Raw genomic sequence first — 19,373 nt, 5'->3', positions numbered from 1 at the left:
CGGGTGATCGAACTGAAGTCGCAACAAGAGCGCTCCGAAATGGCCGACAGGCGGGTGAATCCGGTCCTCGATGGTCAGGATGGTCACATGGGATTCCACGTCGACTCCGAGGCCGGGCGGCTGCGCCGCGTCATCCTCCACCGGCCCGATCTTGAGCTCAAAAGGCTCACCCCCAGCAACAAGGACGCCCTCCTCTTCGACGACGTCCTGTGGGTGCGCCGGGCCCGCGCCGAACACGACGGGTTCGCCGACGTACTGCGCGACCGGGGCGTCGCCGTCCACCTCTTCGGCGATCTGCTGGTCGAGGCCCTGGAGCTGCCCGAGGCCCGCACCCTGGTCCTGGACCGCGTCTTCGACGAGCGGGAGTACGGCCCCCTCGCCACCTCCCATCTGCGCGCCGCGTTCGAGAACCTGCCCGCCCGCGAGCTGGCCGAGGCCCTCGTCGGCGGCATGACCAAGCGGGAGTTCCTGGCGGCGCACGCGGAGCCGACCTCCGTGCGCTTCCATGTGATGGACCTGGACGACTTCCTGCTCGCCCCGCTGCCCAACCACCTCTTCACCCGCGACACCTCCGCCTGGATCTATGACGGGGTCTCCATCAACGCCATGCGGCTGCCCGCCCGGCAGCGCGAGACCGTCCACTTCGAGGCGATCTACCGGCACCATCCGCTCTTCCGCGACGAGTCGTTCCACATCTGGTCCCAGGGGCAGGCCGACTACCCCTCCACCATCGAGGGCGGCGACGTCCTGGTGATCGGCAACGGCGCGGTCCTCGTCGGCATGAGCGAGCGCACCACCCCGCAGGCCGTGGAGATGCTCGCGCACAAACTGTTCGCGGCCGGCTCCGCCCGGACGATCGTCGCGCTCGACATGCCCAAGCGGCGCGCCTTCATGCACCTCGACACGGTGATGACGATGGTCGACGGCGACACCTTCACCCAGTACGCCGGGCTCGGCATGCTGCGCTCGTACACCATCGAACCGGGCGTGAGCGAGAAGGAGCTGAAGGTCACCGACCACCCGCCGGAGCACATGCACCGCGCGATCGCCGCCGCCCTCGGGCTCGGCGAGATCCGGGTGCTGACCGCCACCCAGGACGTGCACGCGGCCGAGCGTGAGCAGTGGGACGACGGCTGCAATGTGCTCGCCGTCGAACCCGGTGTCGTCGTCGCCTATGAACGGAACTCCACCACCAACACCCATCTGCGCAAGCAGGGCATCGAGGTCATCGAGATCCCGGGCAGCGAGCTGGGGCGGGGCAGGGGCGGACCCCGGTGCATGAGCTGTCCGGTGGAAAGGGATCCTGTGTGAGAACCCGCACGTCAGGGGGCTGCATAAACTTACCGATGGTCGTATAGAATTTCGGAGTCCCTAGAGCCGTACCCCGTATCCCTGGAGCGCCCCCATGGCGACAGTCCCGACCGCCCTCGCCGGCCGCCACTTCCTCAAGGAGCTGGACTTCACCGAGGAAGAGTTCCGCGGCCTGATCGAGCTGGCCGCGGAGCTGAAGGCCGCCAAGCGGGCCGGGGCCGAGGTCCAGCACCTCCGGGGTCGCAATATCGCGCTGATCTTCGAGAAGACCTCGACGCGCACCCGCTGCGCGTTCGAGGTCGCGGCCGCCGACCAGGGCGCCCACACGACGTACCTCGACCCGTCCGGCTCGCAGATCGGGCACAAGGAGTCCGTGGGGGACACGGCCCGGGTGCTCGGCCGGATGTTCGACGGCATCGAGTACCGCGGTGACAGCCAGGCCAAGGTCGAGGAACTGGCCGCCCGGGCCGGAGTGCCCGTCTACAACGGGCTCACCGACGACTGGCACCCCACCCAGATGCTGGCCGACGTGCTCACCATGACCGAGCACAGCGCCAAGCCGCTGCCGGAGATCGCCTTCGCCTACCTCGGTGACGCCCGCTTCAACATGGGCAACTCCTACCTGGTCACCGGCGCCCTGCTCGGCATGGACGTACGGATCGTCGCGCCCGAGCAGTACTGGCCCGCACCCGGGATCGTGGCCCGCGCCCGCGAGCTGGCGAGGACCAGCGGCGCGGTGGTAACCCTGACCGAGGACATCACCGAGGGCGTCCGGGGCGCCGACTTCGTCGCCACCGACGTCTGGGTCTCCATGGGCGAGCCCAAGGAGGTCTGGGCCGAGCGGATCAAGGCGCTCGCGCCGTACGCCGTGACCATGGACGTCCTGCGCGCCACCGGCAACCCGGACGTCAGGTTCCTGCACTGCCTGCCCGCCTTCCACGACCTCGGCACCAAGGTCGGACAGGAGATCCACGAGGCGTACGGCCTGACCTCCCTGGAAGTCACCGACGAGGTGTTCGAATCGGCGCACTCCGTCGTCTTCGACGAGGCCGAGAACCGGCTGCACACCATCAAGGCCGTGCTGGTCGCCACACTCGGCCGCTGAGCCTGGTTCCCGTCCCCGACCAGGGATTATCCTGATCGGCGGCTTCGGAACCACCCATTTCGAGGCCGCCGGCGCGACCGTCATCCCGTCGCTCGCACCCGCGACGCCACCCGTCGCACCCGCCGCTCGCACCGGCGGCCGTCACCCGGCCGCCCGCACCACCAGAAACGAGCACCACCCGCAATGCCCGCTCCCCGCATCAAGTCCCCCCACCTGCTCGTCGCCGAATCCGGCGCCGACCGCGAGGGACACGGCCTGAAGCGCACGATGGGGCTCTTCCAGCTCATCTGCTTCGGCGTCGGCGCCATCGTCGGCACCGGCATCTTCGTCGGCCTCTCCGACTCCGTCGCCCAGGCCGGCCCCGCCGTCGTCATCTCCTTCGTCCTCGCCGCGATCACCTGCGTCTTCACCGCCTTCTCCTTCGCGGAGCTGGGCGGCGCCATCCCGGTCTCCGGCTCCTCGTACTCCTTCGCCTACGCCGGTCTCGGCGAGTCCACCGCCTTCCTGGTCGGCTGGTGCCTGCTGCTGGAGTACGGCATCTCCATCTCGGCCGTCGCGGTCGGCTGGAGCCAGTACGTCAACGAGCTGCTGCACAGCCTCATCGGCTGGCAGCTGCCCGCCGTGCTGTCGGCGGGTCCGGGCGACGGCGGCATCGTCAACCTCCCGGCGGTGCTGGTGATCGCCATGGCCTCGGTGCTGCTGGTGCGCGGTGTGCGCGAGAGCGCCGGCGCGACCGCCGTCATGGCCGCCGTCAAGCTGGTGATCCTGATCGCCTTCTGCGCGATCGGCTACAGCGCGTTCAAGCACGGAAACCTCACCCCGTTCTCCCCGGCCGGCCTCGGCGGCATCGGCGCGGGCACCACCGCCGCGTTCTTCTCGTACATCGGCTTCGACGCGATCACCACCGCCGGCGAGGAGGCCAAGAACCCCCGCCGTGACATCCCCGTGGCGATCATGGTCTGTATGGGCATCGTGACCCTGCTGTACTGCGCCGTCGCGCTCGCGGCCATCGGCGCCATCGGCGGCAAGCAGGTCGCGGGCCGCCCCGCCGCCCTGTCCTACGTCGTCAACGAGGTCACCGGCTCCACCATCGGCGGCGGCGTGATCGCCTTCGGCGCGGTCGTCGCCATCGCCTCCGTGGTGCTCGCGGTGATGTACGGCCAGACGCGCATCCTGATGTCGATGTCCCGGGACGGCCTGATCCCGCGCGTCTTCGAGAAGGTCTCCCCGAAGACCTCGACGCCGGTCGCCGGCACCCTGATCGTCGCGATCGTCTTCGCGGTCCCGGCGGCCTTCGCCTCGCTCGACGCGGTGATGAACCTGTGCACCATCGGCACGCTCGCGATCATGGCCGTGGTGAACCTCGCGGTGATGACCCTGCGCCGCCGCGAGCCGGGCCTGACCCGCAGCTTCCGGGTGCCGCTCTACCCGGTGGTCCCGCTGCTCGGCATCGCCTTCTGCCTGTATCTGATGTTCGAGACCGGCTGGCGGACCTGGGTGCAGTTCGCGCTGTTCCTCGCGGTGGGCTTCCTCGTCTACGTCGCCTACGGGCGCCGGCACTCCACGCTCGCCCGCGACCTGGCCGCCGGCGCGGACCGGGACGGTGTCACAGCGGCCGGCGCGGAGCGGGAACCGCAGGAAGCGTGAACCACACCGCCTTGCCCCTCGGGGTGGGGCGGTGTCCGCAGGAGGCGCTCAGGGCGCGGATCAGCAGCAGCCCGCGTCCGCCCTCCTGCCACAGATCGGGCTCCTCCATGACCGGCCGGGTCAGCTGGCCGGGCGGCGCGGGGTCGGGGTCGTGCACCTCGACCTGGCAGCCGGTCGGCAGCAGCTCCACCACCAGCTCTATCGGGCCGCGGCCCGCGGTGTGCTCCACCGCGTTGGCCACCAGCTCGGCCGTGAGCAGCTCCGCCGTGTCGCGGTCGGCCGCGTGCTCCACCTCGGAAAGGGCCGTACGCACCATGGCGCGCGCCACCGGCACCGCGGCGGCGGTGTGCGGCAGCGCCATGCGCCAGGAGGCCGATTCGGCGAAGCGTTCGTGCAAGGCGAGTCCGTTCATGGAGCAGGCTGTCCTGCTTTCGACTGTAGGAATGGTACGGGCCCGGTCGTCCGAAATAGTCGGCGGGCTTCGCCCGGGGCCCTCCCCCCGGTACCGGACGCCCTACCCCGCCCAGCGCCCCGCCTCGCGCGCCGGGGCCCTCTGTTACGGCGCTGAAGCCGACCGGTGACAGTCGACGGCCGACCCCATGACGGCTGAGGTGATCCGGCCGAAAAGGCACCTTCGACGCCTCGGCTTGTCGCGTGCCCGTGACGACAGTCACAAACGAGTGATAACTTCAAAGGACCGCGCAACGTACGGCACCGCCGCCCAAGGAGGCCGCACGTCATGAGTCCCTTCACCGGCTCCGCCCGCCGCACCGCCGACTGGGAGCATCTGCGCCTCCAGATCGCCGACGGGGTCGCCACGGTCACCCTCGCCCGCCCCGACAAGCTCAACGCCCTCACCTTCGGCGCCTACGCCGACCTGCGCGATCTGCTGGCCGAACTGTCCCGGGAGCGCGCGGTGCGCGCCCTGGTGCTGGCCGGGGAGGGGCGCGGGTTCTGCTCCGGCGGCGATGTGGACGAGATCATCGGCGCCACCCTCGCCCTGGACACCGCCCAGCTGCTCGACTTCAACCGGATGACCGGCCAGGTGGTACGGGCGATCCGCGAATGCCCGTTCCCGGTGATCGCCGCCGTCCACGGGGTCGCGGCGGGCGCCGGGGCCGTCCTCGCCCTCGCCTCGGACTTCCGGATCGCCGACCCGAGCGCCCGCTTCGCCTTCCTCTTCACCCGGGTCGGCCTGTCCGGCGGCGACATGGGCGCGGCCTATCTGCTGCCCCGGGTCGTCGGCCTCGGCCACGCCACCCGCCTGCTGATGCTGGGCGAGCCGGTCCGCGCGCCCGAGGCCGAGCGGATCGGTCTGATCAGCGAACTGACCGAGGAGGGGCACGCCGACGAGGCCGCGGGCGCGCTGGCCCGCAGGCTGGCCGACGGCCCGGCCCTGGCCCACGCCCAGACGAAGGCCCTGCTGACGGCGGAGCTGGACATGCCACTGGCCGCCTCGGTCGAACTGGACGCGGCGACCCAGGCACTACTGATGAACGGCGAGGACTACCGCGAGTTCCACGCCTCCTTCATGGCGAAGCGGCCCCCGAAGTGGCAGGGAAGGTGAGCTTTCATGCAGGCGGCGAGCAACAACCCCCCACGCATCGCGATCATCGGCGGGGGCCCCGGCGGCCTTTACGCCGCCGCCCTCCTCAAACGCCTCGACCCCACCCGTGAGGTGACCGTCTGGGAGCGCAACGCCCCGGACGAGACCTTCGGCTTCGGCGTGGTCCTCTCCGACGAGACCCTGGGCGGCATCGAACACGCCGACCCGGTCGTCTACGAGGCCCTGCAACGGCACTTCGTGCGCTGGGACGACATCGACATCGTGCACCGCGGCACCCGGCACAGCTCCGGCGGCCACGGCTTCGCGGCCCTCGGCCGGCACCGCCTCCTGGAGATCCTGCACACCCGCTGCCAGGACCTGGGCGTCCGGATCGAGTTCCGCACCGAGGCCCCGCCCGTCGACCGGCTCATCGCCGAGTACAACCTGGTCGTCGCCGCCGACGGGGTGCACAGCGCCACCCGGGAGAGCCGCGCCGACGTCTTCCGCCCCCGGATCACCGGCCACCGCTGCCGCTACATCTGGCTCGCCGCTGACTTCGCCTTCGACGCCTTCCGCTTCGAGATCGCCGAGACCGAGCACGGCGTGCTGCAACTGCACGGCTACCCGTTCTCACCCGACGCCTCCACCGTCATCATCGAGATGCGCGAAGAGGTCTGGCGGGCGGCGGGATTCGACGAGATGGACCCGCGCGAATCGACCGACCGCTGCGCCAAGATCTTCGCCGAGGCGCTGCGCGGCCGCCCCCTGCGCTCCAACAACTCCGCCTGGACGACCTTCCGTACGGTGGTCAACGACCGCTGGTCGCACGGCAACCTGGTCCTGCTCGGCGACGCCGCCCACACCGCCCACTTCTCCATCGGCTCCGGCACCAAACTGGCCGTCGAGGACGCGCTCGCCCTGGCCGCGTGCCTGCGCGAACAACCGGACGTACCGGCGGCGTTGACGGCGTACGAGGCGGAGCGCAAGCCCGTCGTCGCCTCCACCCAGCGGGCCGCGCGGGCGAGCCTGGAATGGTTCGAGGACCTGGACCGGTACCGGGACCAGCCGTCCCGCCAGTTCGCCTTCAACCTGCTCACCCGCAGCCGCCGCGTCACCCATGACAATCTCCGGCTGCGCGACGCCCGCTTCACCGAGTCCGTGGAGCGCGAGTTCGGCTGTCCGCCCGGCACGCCCCCGATGTTCACGCCGTTCCGGCTGCGCGGCCTGACCCTGCGCAACCGTGTGGTCGTCTCCCCGATGGACATGTACTCGGCCACCGAGGGCGTGCCCGGCGACTTCCACCTCGTGCACCTCGGCGCCCGCGCGCTCGGCGGCGCGGCCCTGGTCATGACCGAGATGGTGTGTGTGAGCGAGCAGGGCCGGATCACCCCCGGCTGCGCCGGCCTCTACACCGGGCGTCAGGCGGAGGCGTGGCGGCGCGTCACCGACTTCGTGCACCGTCAGGCGCCGGGCACGGCGATCGGCGTCCAGCTCGGCCACTCGGGCCGCAAGGGCTCGACCAAGCTGATGTGGGAGGGGATCGACGAGCCGCTGCCCTCCGGCAACTGGCCGATCGTGGCCCCCTCCCCGCTGCCGTACCGCCCGGGCAGCCAGACCCCCCGGGAACTCTCCCGCGCCCAACTCACCGACATCCGCGAGCAGTTCACCTCGGCCGCCTGGCGCGCCGCCCGCGCGGGCTTCGATCTCCTCGAACTCCACTGCGCCCACGGCTATCTGCTCTCCGGCTTCCTCTCGCCCCTCACCAACCGCCGCACCGACGCGTACGGCGGCTCACTGGAGAAGCGCCTGCGCTTCCCGCTGGAGGTCTTCGACGCCGTACGCTCGGTATGGCCCGCCGAACGCCCCATGACGGTCCGGATCTCCGCCACCGACTGGGCCGAGGGCGGTACGACCGCCGAGGACGCGGTGGAGATCGCCCGCGCCTTCGTCGCCCACGGGGCCGACGCGATCGATGTCTCCACCGGTCAGGTCGTCTCCGAGGAGCAGCCGGACTTCGGCCGCTCGTACCAGACCCCGTTCGCCGACCGGATCCGTCACGAGGTGCGCATCCCGGTGATCGCCGTGGGCGCGATCTCCTCCTGGGATGACGTCAACTCCCTGATCCTGGCGGGCCGTACGGACCTGTGCGCCCTGGCCCGCCCGCATCTCTATGACCCCCACTGGACCCTGCACGCCGCGGCCGAGCAGTCCTACGAGGGGCCCGGCGTCCACTGGCCCACCCCGTACCGCGCGGGCAGCCGCCGCCCGCAGACGGGCCGCACGGACACTCCCAAACCCCGGCTGTCGTTGAGCGATTGAGGGCGCCGGCACCCGCCGGCGAACCGCTCCCGGCTACCACATCATGCGGAGCAGCCGCCAGGGGTGACGGCGGCTTCACCTCGCGATGTCGCCGCTGTGCGCCGCCGCCAGGGCGGCCACGGCCGGCGTCGCCAGGAAGGCCACCAGGGTGGGCCCGTACCCGCCGTCGGTGACCACGGCCACGACTGTCACCTCGGCCTGGCACAGCACCCCCGCCAGGCTGCCGACCACGGCGATCAGTCCCGCCCGCAGGACGGCGAGCGGACCGGACCCGAACGGGGCCTCCGCCACGAAGAGGAACAAGATGCCCCAGAAGACCGCCGGGATCACCCCGACCCGCACTCCGAACCGCGTGCCGCGCCGCGCCGCACCCTGCCTCACCATCACGCACGCCCCCCCGGCCGACAGCCCGGCCACTCGTAACTCCTGAGCTTGGATCTACGGTCCAATTTCGCCTCGCCGCCAGAAGAAACCCCAGGTCAGCGGCGTGGATCGGGGGCGGTGGTCCGGAATTGTGCCGACGGCCACAGCGAACGGGTTGCGCGAAGGCGCATAATGAGCCATGACAAAGCCTCCTGCGCCGAAGCGCCACCTGCCGACGAGCCCCTTCAAGGCCCCGGTCGCACCGGTTCCCAAGCACTTCGCCCTGGGTGATCAGGTCACGCATGACATGTACGGTCTCGGCCGAGTCGTCGGCATCGAGGAGGGCGTCGCGGCCCTCGTGGACTTCGGCTCCTCGCAGATGCGGATCTTGAGCCCGTACAGCAAGATGACCAAGCTGTAGTACCGCGGTGCCCGGTCACGGCACCCCAGGACCCCACCCGGGGACCTGTCACGAAAGAGAGCCCTCCCATCGATTCCTCCTCGCTGTTCTCCGCCCCGGAAGGGCAGCCCCGCTGCCCGGCCGCGGCCTCGCCGACCCCGGCGACCAACCCCTTCCAGGCCCCCGACTTCGGCGAGGCCGACACCTTCTCGCCGGACGACGTCCAGCCGCCCACCTCGAACACCCGCGGACCACGCGCCAACGCGGCCTAGCCCCGCGTACGCCGGCGGCCCCTGGCCCTGGACGGGAAGCTCCGGGCGGCGGGCCAGGAACACCAGGTAGGCGATCGCCGCCGTCGCCGCCGGCAGAGGCAAACCCCCGCCCACCAGGGCGCGGCGCCCGCTCGCCCGCCCTGCTCTCGACGCCCGGTACTCGATCCAGGCCCGCACCAGCCCGATGAGGGCGAACGGCAGCGCGCCGAAGGAGACCGGCGCCCAGAACGGGCAACGGAACCGGACGGCGACCGCCGCCACGCGGTGTGCCTCGTCCGGCGAGCTGACAGAACCCATGAACTGATCCAAGCAGCGGGCTCGGCGGGGGCGGCCGCCGCAGCTCAGATCAAGAACCCGCCCCACGCCGTCCGGCAGGTTGTGCCACGCGTGAGCGCAACCTCCGGCGCGGTACAGCTCCCTCCTGCGGGTGTCCGCGACGCCGAGGAGGGCCACGGTGTGAGTGGTTGACACCGGACCGCGCGCCCTTCGAACCATCCGACGCCCTCGGCCAACGGCTTGGTCCCCTGCGCGAGTTCGTCCAGAACCACTTCGCGCGCGTGCAACACCGTCTTCCACCCTCCGAACTGTCCTCAATCCCTATGGCGGAGGCGCCATAGCCGCCCGCACTGACAACCCGGGCCGGCCGAGGCCCGGTTCGCCGCGATGTGTTTGCCCTTCGCGCCAGCGGCAACGCGGAGTTCATGACTCAGACGAACAGTGGGACCAATCAGGAATCCGTGAACAAGGCCCGGCGGGCGACCGCCAAGGTGACCGCGCCGGCGGCGAAGGCGGCCGGGAAGGCGGCGGAGAAGTCGGATGATGTGGCGGCGGAGGCCGTGGGGGTGGCGGAGCGTACGGCGGGGGCCGGTGCCGCCGTCGTGCGGGGCGCGGCCGGAGGGGTGCAGGCCGGTCGGCGGGCGGTCGTCGCCGCGTCGGGGCACGCCGTCGGAGCCGCCAGGACGGCGTGGACCGTCGTCGCCCGGCGCAAGGCCATCGCCGCCGGGGCGGGAGTCGGGCTGTCCGCCATGGGGGCGCTGTCGTATCTCGCCGGCCGGCGGGCGGGGCGGCGGACGCACGGGCCGATCACCCGGCTCACCGGCGGGCGGATCTGAGGGGGCGTCGGCGAAGGCCGGTTCAGGGTGTCGGCCGGGCGAACTCCGCCCCCGCCTCCCGCAGGCGCTCGTGCAGTGCCCGGAAGACCTCCGCGGAGCGGACGCCCGGCCAGTCGGCGGGGAGCAGGTCGGTGGGGAGGCCGGGGTCGGTGTAGGGGAGGTGGCGCCAGGAGTCGAGGGTGCGGAGGTAGTCGCGGTAGGCGTCCTCCGGCGGGGTGTCCGCGCGGTGCTCCCAGGCCCGCAGGAGCGGGGCGTGGGTGTCGAGGAAGCGGTGGTGTTCCTTGGCGATCGAGGCGAGGTCCCACCAGCGGGCGACCGCCTCGGAGGTGGGGGCGAAGCCCAGGTGGTCGCCGCGGAAGAAGTCGACGTACGGGTCCAAGTGGAGGCGGCGCAGGGTGTGTTCGGTCTCCTCGTAGAGACGGGCCGGGGCGATCCAGACGCCGGGGGCCGCCGTGCCGAAGCCCAGCGCGGACAGGCGGGAGCGCAGCACATGGCGCTTCTGGCGTTCCGTCTCCGGCACCGAGAAGACCGCCAGCACCCAGCCCGCGTCCTCGGGCGGCGCGGCGGCGTAGATGCGGCGGTCGCCGTCCTCCATCAACTGGAGGGCCTCGGGCGAGAGTTCGTAGCCCGCGGCGCCGGTCTCCGTGCGCGCGGGCAGGAGCAGGCCGCGGCGCTTGAGGCGGGACACCGAGGAGCGTACGGAGGGCGCGTCCACGCCGACCGCGGCCAGCAGCCGGATCAGCTCGGCGACGGGCACCGGGCCGGGCATGGAGCGGCCGTACGCGCCGTAGAGCGTGACGATGAGTGATCTGGGGGCGTGCTGCTCGGACACGATGATCATCTTAGGTCGTCGGCATCACTGCTGGTCACTTGGGGTGCGTAGGCGGAACCGCTGCAACTTGCCGGTGGCGGTGCGGGGAAGGGCGGAGAGGAAGACGAACTCGCGCGGGCACTTGTACGGCGCCAGTTCGGCGGTCAGGAACGCGCGCAGCGCCTCCGGGTCGCGCCGCGCGCCCTCGCGCAGCACCGTGTAGGCGACCGCCACCTGGCCGCGCACCTCGTCCGGGCGGCCGACCACCGCCGTCTCCACCACGTCCGGATGGCGCAGCAGGGCGTCCTCCACCTCGGGCCCCGCGATGTTGTACCCGGCCGAGATGATCATGTCGTCGGCGCGGGCCACATAGCGGAAGTAGCCGTCGGGTTCACGGACGTATGTGTCGCCGGTGATGTTCCAGCCGTCGCGCACGTACTGGCGCTGCCGGGGATCCGCCAGATATCGGCAGCCGACCGGGCCGCGCACGGCCAGCAGCCCGGGTTCGCCGTCCGGCAGCGGGGTGCCGTCCGGCCGCTGCACCCGCGCCTGCCAGCCCGGCACCGGCATGCCCGTGGCGCCCGGCCGTATCCCCTCGTCCGCGGCGGAGACGAAGATGTGCAGCAGCTCGGTCGCGCCGATGCCGTTGATGATCCGCACCCCGGTGCGCTCGTGCCACGCCCGCCAGGTCGCCGCGGGCAGGTTCTCCCCGGCCGACACACAGCGCCGTAGCGAGGAGATGTCATGGCCGTCCAGCTCGTCCAGCATGGCGCGGTAGGCGGTCGGGGCGGTGAACAGGACCGAGACGCGGTGCTCGGCTATGGCGGGGAGCAGGCGGCGGGGGCCGGACTGCTCCAGGAGCAGCGCGCTCGCACCGGCCCGCAGGGGGAAGATCACCAGCCCGCCGAGGCCGAAGGTGAAGCCGAGCGGGGGGCTGCCCGCGAAGACGTCGTCGGCGCGGGGCCGCAGGACATGCCGGGAGAAGGTGTCGGCGATCGCCAGCACGTCCCGGTGGAAGTGCATGCACCCTTTCGGGCGTCCCGTGGTGCCCGAGGTGAAGGCGATCAGGGCGACATCGTCACAGGCGGTGTCGACCGCGGGGTAGGGGGTCGTGGGCGCGGAGCGGTGGAGCAGGTCGTCGGGGGTGTCGCCGCCGTACGTCGTGATGCGCAGGCCGGGGATCTCGGCCTTCGCCAGGTCGTCCACCGCGCGGATGTCGCACAGCGCGTGGCCCACCCGGGCGATCTCGCAGATGGTCGCCAGTTCGTGCGGGCGCTGCTGGGCCAGCACGGTGACCGCGACCGCGCCCGCCTTCAGCACCGCGAGCCAGCAGGCCGCGAGCCAGGGGGTGGTGGGGCCGCGCAGCAGCACGCGGTTGCCGGGTACGACGCCCAGCTCGCCGGTGAGCAGATGGGCGATCCGGTCCACGCGGGCGCGCAGCTCCTCGTACGTCCATACGGGGCCGTCCGGGGTGCGAAAGGCCGGGCGGGCGCCGTCGGCGTGGCCGAGGAGCTCCACCGCGCAGTTCAGCCGGGCGGGATAGCGCAGCTCCGGCAGGTCGAAGCGCAGCTCGGGCCATTCGTGGGGCGGTGGGAGATGGTCGCGCGCGAAGGTGTCCACATGGGCCGAGAGATGCATGGCTTTGCCCCCTTGCCGAGACGGACGTCCGGACGGGCATTCCTGGCGGGCTCGTGAGGGGAGCGTATCGTGTTGGTGACGGCAGTCAACTGTGCGCGATAACGTCGTACGGGTGGACGGTCGTCGTGGTCCGTCCCGGAGGGAGGACCGGCAGTGCCCGCATTCTCACTCGAACCGGAACGGCTGGCCTGGTGCGCGCAACTGCGGGCGCTCGCCGCCGAGCGGTTGCGCCCGCTCGCCGACAAGGGCGCCCCCGGCCGCGTCAACCGGCCCCTGCTGGCCGAGCTGGGCCAACTCGGCCTGCTCGCCAAGCTGTTCACATCCGGCGCGCTCGATCTGTGCCTGATGCGGGAGTCGTTGGCGCAGGGCTGTACGGAGGCGGAGACCGCGCTCGCCCTCCAGGGGCTCGGCGCCCATCCCGTGCACGCGCACGGCAGTCCGGCCCAGCGGGAGCGCTGGCTGCCCCGGGTCGCCGACGGCGGCGCGGTCGCGGCCTTCGCGCTGAGCGAGCCGGGCGCCGGCTCGGACGCGGCCGCGCTGGCGCTCGCGGCCGAGGAGCGCGGGGCGGGGCGGTGGCGGCTCACGGGGGAGAAGTGCTGGATCTCCAACGCCCCCGAGGCCGACTTCTACACCGTCTTCGCGCGCACCGCGCCCCGCGCCGGCGCCCGGGGTGTGACGGCGTTCCTGGTCCCCGCCGACCGGCCCGGACTCACCGGCCGCGCGCTGGAGATGATCTCCCCGCACCCCATCGGCGCGCTCGACTTCGACGCGGTGCCCGTCACCGCGGACGATGTGCTCGGCGAGGTCGACCGGGGCTTCGCGGTCGCGATGGGGACGCTCAATCTCTTCCGGCCCAGCGTGGGGGCGTTCGCGGTGGGCATGGCGCAGGCGGCGCTGGACGCGACCGTGGCGCACACCCGTGGGCGGCAGGCGTTCAAGGGCCGGTTGATGGATCTCCAGGCGGTGTCGCACCAGGTCGCGGAGATGGCGCTGCGCACCGAGGCGGCCCGGCTGATGGTGTACGCGGCGGCGAGCGCGTACGACGAGGGCGCGCCCGATGTGCCCCGCCGCTCCGCGATGGCCAAGCTGCTCGCGACGGAGACCGCGCAGTATGTCGTCGACACCGCCGTGCAGTTGCACGGAGCGCGTGCCCTGGAGCACGGTCATCTGCTGGAACACCTCTACCGCGAGGTGCGGGCGCCGCGCATCTACGAGGGCGCGAGCGAGGTCCAACGGGGCATCATCGCCAAGGAGTTGTACGCCGCTCAGGATCAGGAGGCCCGGTGACCGCCGAACGTGTCAACCCGCCCGAGCTGGCCCCGCCCACGGGGTTCTCGCATGCCGTCGTCGCGACCGGCTCCAAGGTGGTGTTCCTCGCCGGGCAGACCGCGCTCGACGCCGACGGGAAGATCACCGGTGACACACTGGCCGAGCAGTTCGAGCGGGCGCTGGCCAATCTGCTCACCGCCCTGCGCGCGGCCGGCGGCACCCCCGCGGATCTGGCCCGGGTCACGGTGTACGCCACGGACGTCGCCGCGTACCGCGCGCAGGCACGGGAACTGGGGCGGCTGTGGCGTGCGGCGGCGGGCCGGGACTATCCGGCGATGGCCGTCGTTCAGGTCGTACGACTGTGGGACGAAACGGCGCTGGTGGAGCTGGACGGGTTCGCCGTACTGCCGTGACGCGCCACCGCCCGGGTGACGGTCACACCCGCCGGGGTGGGCGACGGGTACCAGTGGAGGCCCCGAAACGGTGCAAACCTGGAGGTATCCATGTCTGTCCGCCCCGCCCTCGCCGCGGTCCTCGGCGGCGCCGCCCTGCTGACCCTCGCCACGGCACCGGCTCACGCGTCGTCTCCGGCCCTCGCCACGGGATCGGCCCGCATCGCCGTACCCGTCCACGCCGCGCCCGGCGAGTCCGTCACCGTCGACACGGTCGGCCGCCTCGCCGCCGACGGCACCGTCACCCTGACCGGCACCTACCGCTGCACCGGCAACACCGGCCCGGTCTTCGTGACGTCCGCGCTCAGCCAGCGCGACCCCCGGGTGAGGCACGGCATCGGCGGCACCGTCGCGCGCTGCGACGGTACGACGCACACCTGGTCCAACTCCGGCCAGGTCAGCGGCGAGACGCTCACGCCCGGCACGGCCCACGTCCAGGCCACGGTGATGGAACTGCGCCCGGTGGGGCTGGTGCCGCTGCCGGTGTTCCACGCCACCGCCGACCAGGACGTCACCCTGGTCCAGGGGTGATCAGGGGCGGCCGCCCGGGAGCCGGGCCCAGGGCAGGCGCACCCGTACCGGTGCGCCGCCCCGGGCGGTCCGGGCGGCTCAGGCCCGCTGCCAGCTGTGCGGGGCGTGGAAGGAGTGCGGGCGCCAGGACGTCGTGCCCGGGGAGGACGTGTCGGTGCCGGGGCCCGGGAGGGCGCTGCGGCTGAGCAGGAGGACGGTCAGGGCGGCCAGTTCCTCGTCGGTGGCTTCGCCCCGCTCGACCCGGATGGGGGGAGTGGGGGAGGGGGTGGACACGGACATGGGGACCTCCGTCATTGAGGGGGGTTGCCGTGCTTGCGGGCGGGGCTCTCCGCGTGCTTCGTGCGGAGCATCGCCAGCGACCGCACCAGGACCTCGCGGGTCTCGGCGGGATCGATGACGTCGTCGACGAGGCCGCGCTCGGCGGCGTAATAGGGGTGCATCAGCTCGGACTTGTACTCCTTGACCAGCCGTGCGCGCATGGCCTCGGGGTCCTCGGCCTCGGCGATCTGGCGGCGGAAGATGACGTTGGCCGCGCCCTCCGCGCCCATCACCGCGATCTCGTTCGTCGGCCAGGCGAACGTCAGGTCCGCGCCGATCGACTGGGAGTCCATGACGATGTACGCGCCGCCGTACGCCTTGCGCAGGATCAGGGAGATGCGCGGCACGGTGGCGTTGCAGTAGGCGTACAGCAGCTTCGCGCCGCGGCGGATGATGCCGCCGTGCTCCTGGCCTACGCCCGGCAGGAAGCCCGGCACGTCCAGCAGGGTGACCAGCGGGATGCTGAAGGCGTCGCACATCTGCACGAAGCGCGCGGCCTTTTCCGACGCCTCGATGTCGAGGACGCCGGCGAGGGTCTGCGGCTGGTTGGCGATGATGCCGACGACCTGGCCGTCGAGGCGGGCGAGGGCGCAGATGATGTTGCGGGCCCAGCGCTGGTGGACCTCCAGGTACTCGCCGTCGTCGACGATCTCCTCGATCACCTTGGTCATGTCGTACGGCCGGTTGCCGTCCTCCGGCACCAGGTCGGCCAGCGCCTCGCAGCGCCGGTCGGCCGGGTCGGAGCACTCCGTGCGCGGCGGGTTCTCCCGGTTGTTGCCCGGGAGCAGCGAGAGGAGGTAGCGGACCTCCTCCAGGCAGGTCTCCTCGTCGTCGTACGCGAAGTGGCAGACGCCGCTCGTCTCGGCGTGCACGTCCGCGCCGCCCAGGCCGTTCTGGGTGATCTCCTCGCCCGTCACCGCCTTGACCACGTCGGGTCCGGTGATGAACATCTGCGAGGTCTCGCGGACCATGAAGACGAAGTCGGTCAGCGCGGGGGAGTAGGCGGCGCCGCCCGCGCACGGGCCGAGCATCACGGAGATCTGCGGGATCACTCCGGAGGCGGCCGTGTTCCGGCGGAAGATGCCGCCATAGCCGGCGAGCGCGGTCACGCCCTCCTGGATACGGGCGCCCGCGCCGTCGTTCAGCGACACGAGCGGCGCGCCGGCCGCGATGGCCATGTCCATGATCTTGTGGATCTTGGTGGCGTGGGCCTCGCCCAGCGCGCCGCCGAAGATCCGGAAGTCGTGCGCGTAGACGAAGACCGTACGGTCCTCGACCGTGCCCCAGCCGGTGATCACACCGTCGGTGTACGGCTTCTTCGCCTCCAGGCCGAAACCGGTGGCCCGGTGCCGGCGCAGCGGCTCGACCTCCTGGAAGGAACCGGGATCCAGGAGCAGTTCGATCCGCTCCCGTGCCGTCAGCTTGCCCTTGGCGTGCTGCGCGGCGGTCGCCTTCTCGCTCGGGCCGGCGAGCACGCTCTCGCGTATGCCGGCCAGTTCCGCGATATGGGACTTCATCTCTGCCTGCCTCTGCGGTGAGGTGACGTGACATCGGACGCTGCCCGCGCCGGGCCGCCGCCGGTGCGATCCGGACACGATCGTGGCAACGCGGTCTGACCGGGCGCTGACGGGCCGCTTACGGTCCGGCCCGCCGCGTCCGGACCACGTCCGGCGGTCACACCGGCTGGAGCGCCGTCGGGGCCAGGTGATCGCCGGTGAGCGCCGGATCGTGCGAGAGGATCGCCAGCTCCACCTTGCGCAGCGCGGGCGACGGCTGGATGCCAAGCTCCTCGTCCAGCCTGCGGCGCATCCGGCGGAACACATCGAGCGCGTCGGCCTGCCGGCCCGAGCAGTACAGGGCGACCATCAGCTGCTCGCAGAAGCGCTCGCGCAGCGAATGGTTGGTGTGCGCCTCGGCCAGCTCCGCGAGTACCGACGCATGCCTGCCCAGCCGCAGTTCGGCGTCGAAGCGCAGTTCCATCGCACGCATCCGGTACTCCTCGTACCGCGCCCCCGCGAGCTGGCACATGGTGCCGCCGGGGAAGCCGCCGAACACCGGGCCACGCCACAGCGCGAGGGCCTCGCCGAGCATCCGGGCGGTGCGCTCCGGGTCCTTGGGCCCGGCCGACTCGGCCTGCCGTACGGCCCGTACGAACTCCGCAGCGTCCAGCTCGCCCTCACCGACGCTGAGTCGGTAGCCGGCCGGATGGATGGTCACCCGGGACGTCGGGCGGTCCGGCTCCAACGCGCGCAGCCTGCGCCGCAGTCGGCTGATGTGTGCCTGGAGGGCGTTGGCCCGGTGGTCGGGCAGCGTCTCGCCCCACATCTCCTCCGCCAGGCTCTCCCCGGACACCGGCCGTCCCTCGCTGACCAGCAGGGTCTGCACCAGAGTGCGCTGGAGATCGCCGCACACGTCCGCCTCACCGGCGGCGGTGCGTATTTCCAGCGCTCCGAGTACGGAGAACCTCAGCATATCTTTCCCCCTAGATGACAATTCCTCGCCGACGGTGTTTCCGGAGTGGTGCTGCCGTGAAAGAAAGAATGGCCGAACGCGCCATGCCCCGGCGGGCCTCGACCTGTACCGCGGCCCGCCGGGGCATTATTTCCGCCGGGACGGGGGGCGGCCGGCGGCTTCTGGGTGGTGCCGAAATCATGGACGGACGCCAGATATTTCCCGCCGCCCGGGGCGGTAAGCGCGTCCAGCCATGGTTCCGGCCGTGGCGTAGAGGCCAGGATGTGAACTCGCGGCTCCGGATTCCGGTGCCGTTCACGTCAACCACATTGGCAGCAAGGGCTGACGGAATGCTGACGCGGTTCTGACACAGGTAAATGAATGCCCAACTGCTCTTTTCCAGGGCAACGTTACGGTGCTGTACTCCCTTTGACGGAAAACGCTCCCGAAAGGGGTAAGAGAATGACCGCGATCACCACCGAGACCGGTACAGACAGTCTGATTCTCGACGCGATACGAGCCCACACCACGAGCGAGAACCCGAGTTCCTTCCTCGCGCTCAACAGCGGAAACAGTGTCTTCACCGTCCCGGGCGTGGACGGCGTCGTCGTCTACCGCCGCACCGGCCGCTGGGCCGTGCAGTTCGGCGGCCCGTTCGCCGCCGAGGGCGACTACGACACGCTGCTGGACGCCTTCCGGACCTACGTCCGGGACGAGGGTCTGAGCCTGGTCGGGGTGCAGCTCCAGCGGGCCGACGCCGAGCGGTACGCGGCGCGCGGCTGCGTCGTCAACCAGATCGGCGCCTCCTGGGCGGTCAGCCTGGCGGACTTCACGCTGCGCGGCACCAAGTTCATGCAGCTGCGCAACAAGATCTCCCGCGCGCTGCGCAACGGCCTCCAGATCCAGGAGGTCGACGCGGCCGAGGTCGCCGACCACATCGCCGTGATCGACAAGGCGTGGCTCGGCTCCAAGGGCGGCGCGCAGCAGCTGGAGTTCCTGGTCGGCCAGATCGGCGGGCCCGCCCAGGCCCAGCGCCGGCTGTTCAGCGGCACCATCGACGGCGAGCCGGTGGCCTACATCTCGTACTCGCCGGTCTACGGCAGCCGGGCCGGCTGGATGCACGACCTCAGCCGGCGCATCCCCGAGGGCTCGCCCGGCCTGATGGAGGCCATCAACGCGCACGCCATCGAGATCTTCCGCGCCGAGGGCGTCGAGTGGCTGCACTTCGGCTTCACGCCGTTCACCGGGCTCGACGCCGGACACGAACTGGAGGGCCACAGCCCGGCGTTCCAGTGGCTGATGCACGCCCTGTGGGCCGAGGGCGCGGCGCTGTACCCGGCGCAGACCCAGCTGTCGTACAAGCAGAAGTGGGCCCCCGACCTGCTGATCCCCGAGTACGTCGCCTTCGACGGACCGCAGGCCTCGCTGCCCGGCTTCGCGCACATCTTCCGCGCCTGCAAGGCGTTCTGACACCCGCCCCGCCCCCCATCCCGCATCGACAGGAGACGATGAAATGAGCCAGTCCACCGAGGACCTCTCGCACGCCGTGGTCGAGCAGCTGATGGCCGTCATCGGCGCCCCCGACGACACCCAGGTCGCCGAGACCGCGGACGCCGCGGTGCGCGCCCTGGACGACCGTCTGCGCGCCGAGGCGACCGCCTGAGCGGCCGCACGGGCGGCCCGGGTACCGGCCGCCGGGGCGACCTTGGCCCGATCAGACCGGTATCAGTGCCACATCAGTGGCGCACGGAACGCTGGACGTACGTTCGCCCGGTGGTCCGGGTCCGGGAGTGCCGCACTGTACTCCCGTCGCCCGGGTCCGCCGGGC

19 protein-coding genes are annotated in these 19,373 nt (G+C 71.7%); 12 read left to right on the top strand and 7 right to left on the bottom strand.

What is annotated here, in order from left to right:
• Nucleotides 1-87 precede the first annotated feature (87 nt).
• The 3 genes from HEP81_RS10470 to HEP81_RS10460 all read left to right on the top strand — a co-directional run bounded on the left by HEP81_RS10470 (nucleotide 88) and on the right by HEP81_RS10460 (nucleotide 4,063).
• Entirely contained in the window at nucleotides 88-1,311 is a 1,224-nt protein-coding gene (locus tag HEP81_RS10470) for an arginine deiminase (protein ID WP_037654265.1), read from the top strand.
• 94 nt (nucleotides 1,312-1,405) lie between these two features.
• On the top strand, nucleotides 1,406-2,416 hold the full coding sequence (gene argF, locus HEP81_RS10465) for an ornithine carbamoyltransferase (RefSeq protein ID WP_037654267.1): 1,011 nt from the start codon (nucleotides 1,406-1,408) through the stop codon (nucleotides 2,414-2,416).
• A 183-nt stretch (nucleotides 2,417-2,599) separates the two neighbouring features.
• Nucleotides 2,600-4,063, top strand: coding sequence for an amino acid permease (locus HEP81_RS10460; RefSeq protein WP_037654269.1), 1,464 nt, complete (start codon nucleotides 2,600-2,602; stop codon nucleotides 4,061-4,063).
• On the opposite strand, the gene HEP81_RS10455 is transcribed toward HEP81_RS10460, so the two are convergent.
• Nucleotides 4,023-4,475, bottom strand: a complete 453-nt coding sequence (locus HEP81_RS10455; protein WP_037654271.1) for an ATP-binding protein — start codon at nucleotides 4,473-4,475, stop codon at nucleotides 4,023-4,025. The genes HEP81_RS10460 and HEP81_RS10455 overlap by 41 nt on opposite strands.
• Before the next feature lie 327 nt (nucleotides 4,476-4,802).
• Between HEP81_RS10455 and HEP81_RS10450 the strand changes: the two genes are divergently transcribed.
• The gene (locus HEP81_RS10450) at nucleotides 4,803-5,630 is read left to right on the top strand and encodes an enoyl-CoA hydratase family protein (RefSeq protein ID WP_037654273.1); all 828 of its coding nucleotides are present in this window, start codon (nucleotides 4,803-4,805) and stop codon (nucleotides 5,628-5,630) included.
• 6 nt (nucleotides 5,631-5,636) lie between these two features.
• Nucleotides 5,637-7,928: a bifunctional salicylyl-CoA 5-hydroxylase/oxidoreductase gene (locus HEP81_RS10445; protein WP_037654274.1), complete on the top strand. Its 2,292-nt coding sequence runs from the start codon at nucleotides 5,637-5,639 to the stop codon at nucleotides 7,926-7,928.
• A gap of 75 nt (nucleotides 7,929-8,003) precedes the next feature.
• On the opposite strand, the gene HEP81_RS10440 is transcribed toward HEP81_RS10445, so the two are convergent.
• Nucleotides 8,004-8,312, bottom strand: a complete 309-nt coding sequence (locus HEP81_RS10440; RefSeq protein ID WP_157854415.1) for a hypothetical protein — start codon at nucleotides 8,310-8,312, stop codon at nucleotides 8,004-8,006.
• Between the two features lie 178 nt (nucleotides 8,313-8,490).
• On the opposite strand from HEP81_RS10440, the gene HEP81_RS10435 reads away from it, so the two are divergent.
• Nucleotides 8,491-8,712: a hypothetical protein gene (locus tag HEP81_RS10435; RefSeq protein WP_037654281.1), complete on the top strand. Its 222-nt coding sequence runs from the start codon at nucleotides 8,491-8,493 to the stop codon at nucleotides 8,710-8,712.
• 952 nt (nucleotides 8,713-9,664) lie between these two features.
• Entirely contained in the window at nucleotides 9,665-10,075 is a 411-nt protein-coding gene (locus tag HEP81_RS10430; RefSeq protein ID WP_037654283.1) for a hypothetical protein, read from the top strand.
• A 22-nt stretch (nucleotides 10,076-10,097) separates the two neighbouring features.
• Here the strand turns inward: HEP81_RS10430 and HEP81_RS10425 are convergent, their stop codons facing one another.
• Together HEP81_RS10425 and HEP81_RS10420 are read right to left on the bottom strand one after the other, a co-directional pair.
• A complete protein-coding gene (locus HEP81_RS10425) occupies nucleotides 10,098-10,916 on the bottom strand; it encodes a PaaX family transcriptional regulator (RefSeq protein ID WP_037654285.1) in 819 nt (272 codons plus the stop codon).
• A gap of 15 nt (nucleotides 10,917-10,931) precedes the next feature.
• On the bottom strand, nucleotides 10,932-12,524 hold the full coding sequence (locus tag HEP81_RS10420) for an AMP-binding protein (protein ID WP_037654289.1): 1,593 nt from the start codon (nucleotides 12,522-12,524) through the stop codon (nucleotides 10,932-10,934).
• A 153-nt stretch (nucleotides 12,525-12,677) separates the two neighbouring features.
• On the opposite strand from HEP81_RS10420, the gene HEP81_RS10415 reads away from it, so the two are divergent.
• The 3 genes from HEP81_RS10415 (at nucleotide 12,678) to HEP81_RS10405 (ending at nucleotide 14,776) form a co-directional block, all read left to right on the top strand.
• On the top strand, nucleotides 12,678-13,811 hold the full coding sequence (locus tag HEP81_RS10415) for an acyl-CoA dehydrogenase family protein (protein ID WP_037654290.1): 1,134 nt from the start codon (nucleotides 12,678-12,680) through the stop codon (nucleotides 13,809-13,811).
• Entirely contained in the window at nucleotides 13,808-14,206 is a 399-nt protein-coding gene (locus HEP81_RS10410; RefSeq protein ID WP_037654294.1) for a RidA family protein, read from the top strand. Before HEP81_RS10415 ends, HEP81_RS10410 begins: the two co-directional genes overlap by 4 nt.
• Before the next feature lie 90 nt (nucleotides 14,207-14,296).
• Entirely contained in the window at nucleotides 14,297-14,776 is a 480-nt protein-coding gene (locus HEP81_RS10405; RefSeq protein ID WP_037654296.1) for a DUF6299 family protein, read from the top strand.
• A 78-nt stretch (nucleotides 14,777-14,854) separates the two neighbouring features.
• Here HEP81_RS10405 and HEP81_RS10400 read toward each other — a convergent pair whose 3' ends face one another.
• The 3 genes from HEP81_RS10400 to HEP81_RS10390 all read right to left on the bottom strand — a co-directional run bounded on the left by HEP81_RS10400 (nucleotide 14,855) and on the right by HEP81_RS10390 (nucleotide 17,566).
• On the bottom strand, nucleotides 14,855-15,055 hold the full coding sequence (locus HEP81_RS10400; RefSeq protein WP_037654298.1) for an acyl-CoA carboxylase subunit epsilon: 201 nt from the start codon (nucleotides 15,053-15,055) through the stop codon (nucleotides 14,855-14,857).
• Nucleotides 15,056-15,066: 11 nt separating this feature from the next.
• Nucleotides 15,067-16,611 (bottom strand): acyl-CoA carboxylase subunit beta, encoded by a 1,545-nt coding sequence (locus tag HEP81_RS10395; protein WP_051850080.1) that lies wholly within the window; start codon nucleotides 16,609-16,611, stop codon nucleotides 15,067-15,069.
• A gap of 157 nt (nucleotides 16,612-16,768) precedes the next feature.
• Nucleotides 16,769-17,566 (bottom strand): AfsR/SARP family transcriptional regulator, encoded by a 798-nt coding sequence (locus HEP81_RS10390; protein WP_037654300.1) that lies wholly within the window; start codon nucleotides 17,564-17,566, stop codon nucleotides 16,769-16,771.
• Between the two features lie 441 nt (nucleotides 17,567-18,007).
• On the opposite strand from HEP81_RS10390, the gene HEP81_RS10385 reads away from it, so the two are divergent.
• Both HEP81_RS10385 and HEP81_RS10380 read left to right on the top strand, forming a co-directional pair.
• Nucleotides 18,008-19,015 carry a DUF2156 domain-containing protein gene (locus tag HEP81_RS10385; RefSeq protein ID WP_037654301.1) on the top strand — a complete coding sequence of 336 codons (1,008 nt, stop codon included), beginning with the start codon at nucleotides 18,008-18,010 and terminating at the stop codon, nucleotides 19,013-19,015.
• Nucleotides 19,016-19,058: 43 nt separating this feature from the next.
• Entirely contained in the window at nucleotides 19,059-19,208 is a 150-nt protein-coding gene (locus HEP81_RS10380; RefSeq protein WP_167739849.1) for a hypothetical protein, read from the top strand.
• The last annotated feature ends 165 nt before the right edge of the window (nucleotides 19,209-19,373 follow it).

Origin of the sequence: Streptomyces griseofuscus (genome assembly GCF_014673495.1) — a bacterium.
Lineage (GTDB): Bacteria > Actinomycetota > Actinomycetes > Streptomycetales > Streptomycetaceae > Streptomyces > Streptomyces murinus.
This window is presented reverse-complemented; position numbering and strand designations above follow the sequence as displayed.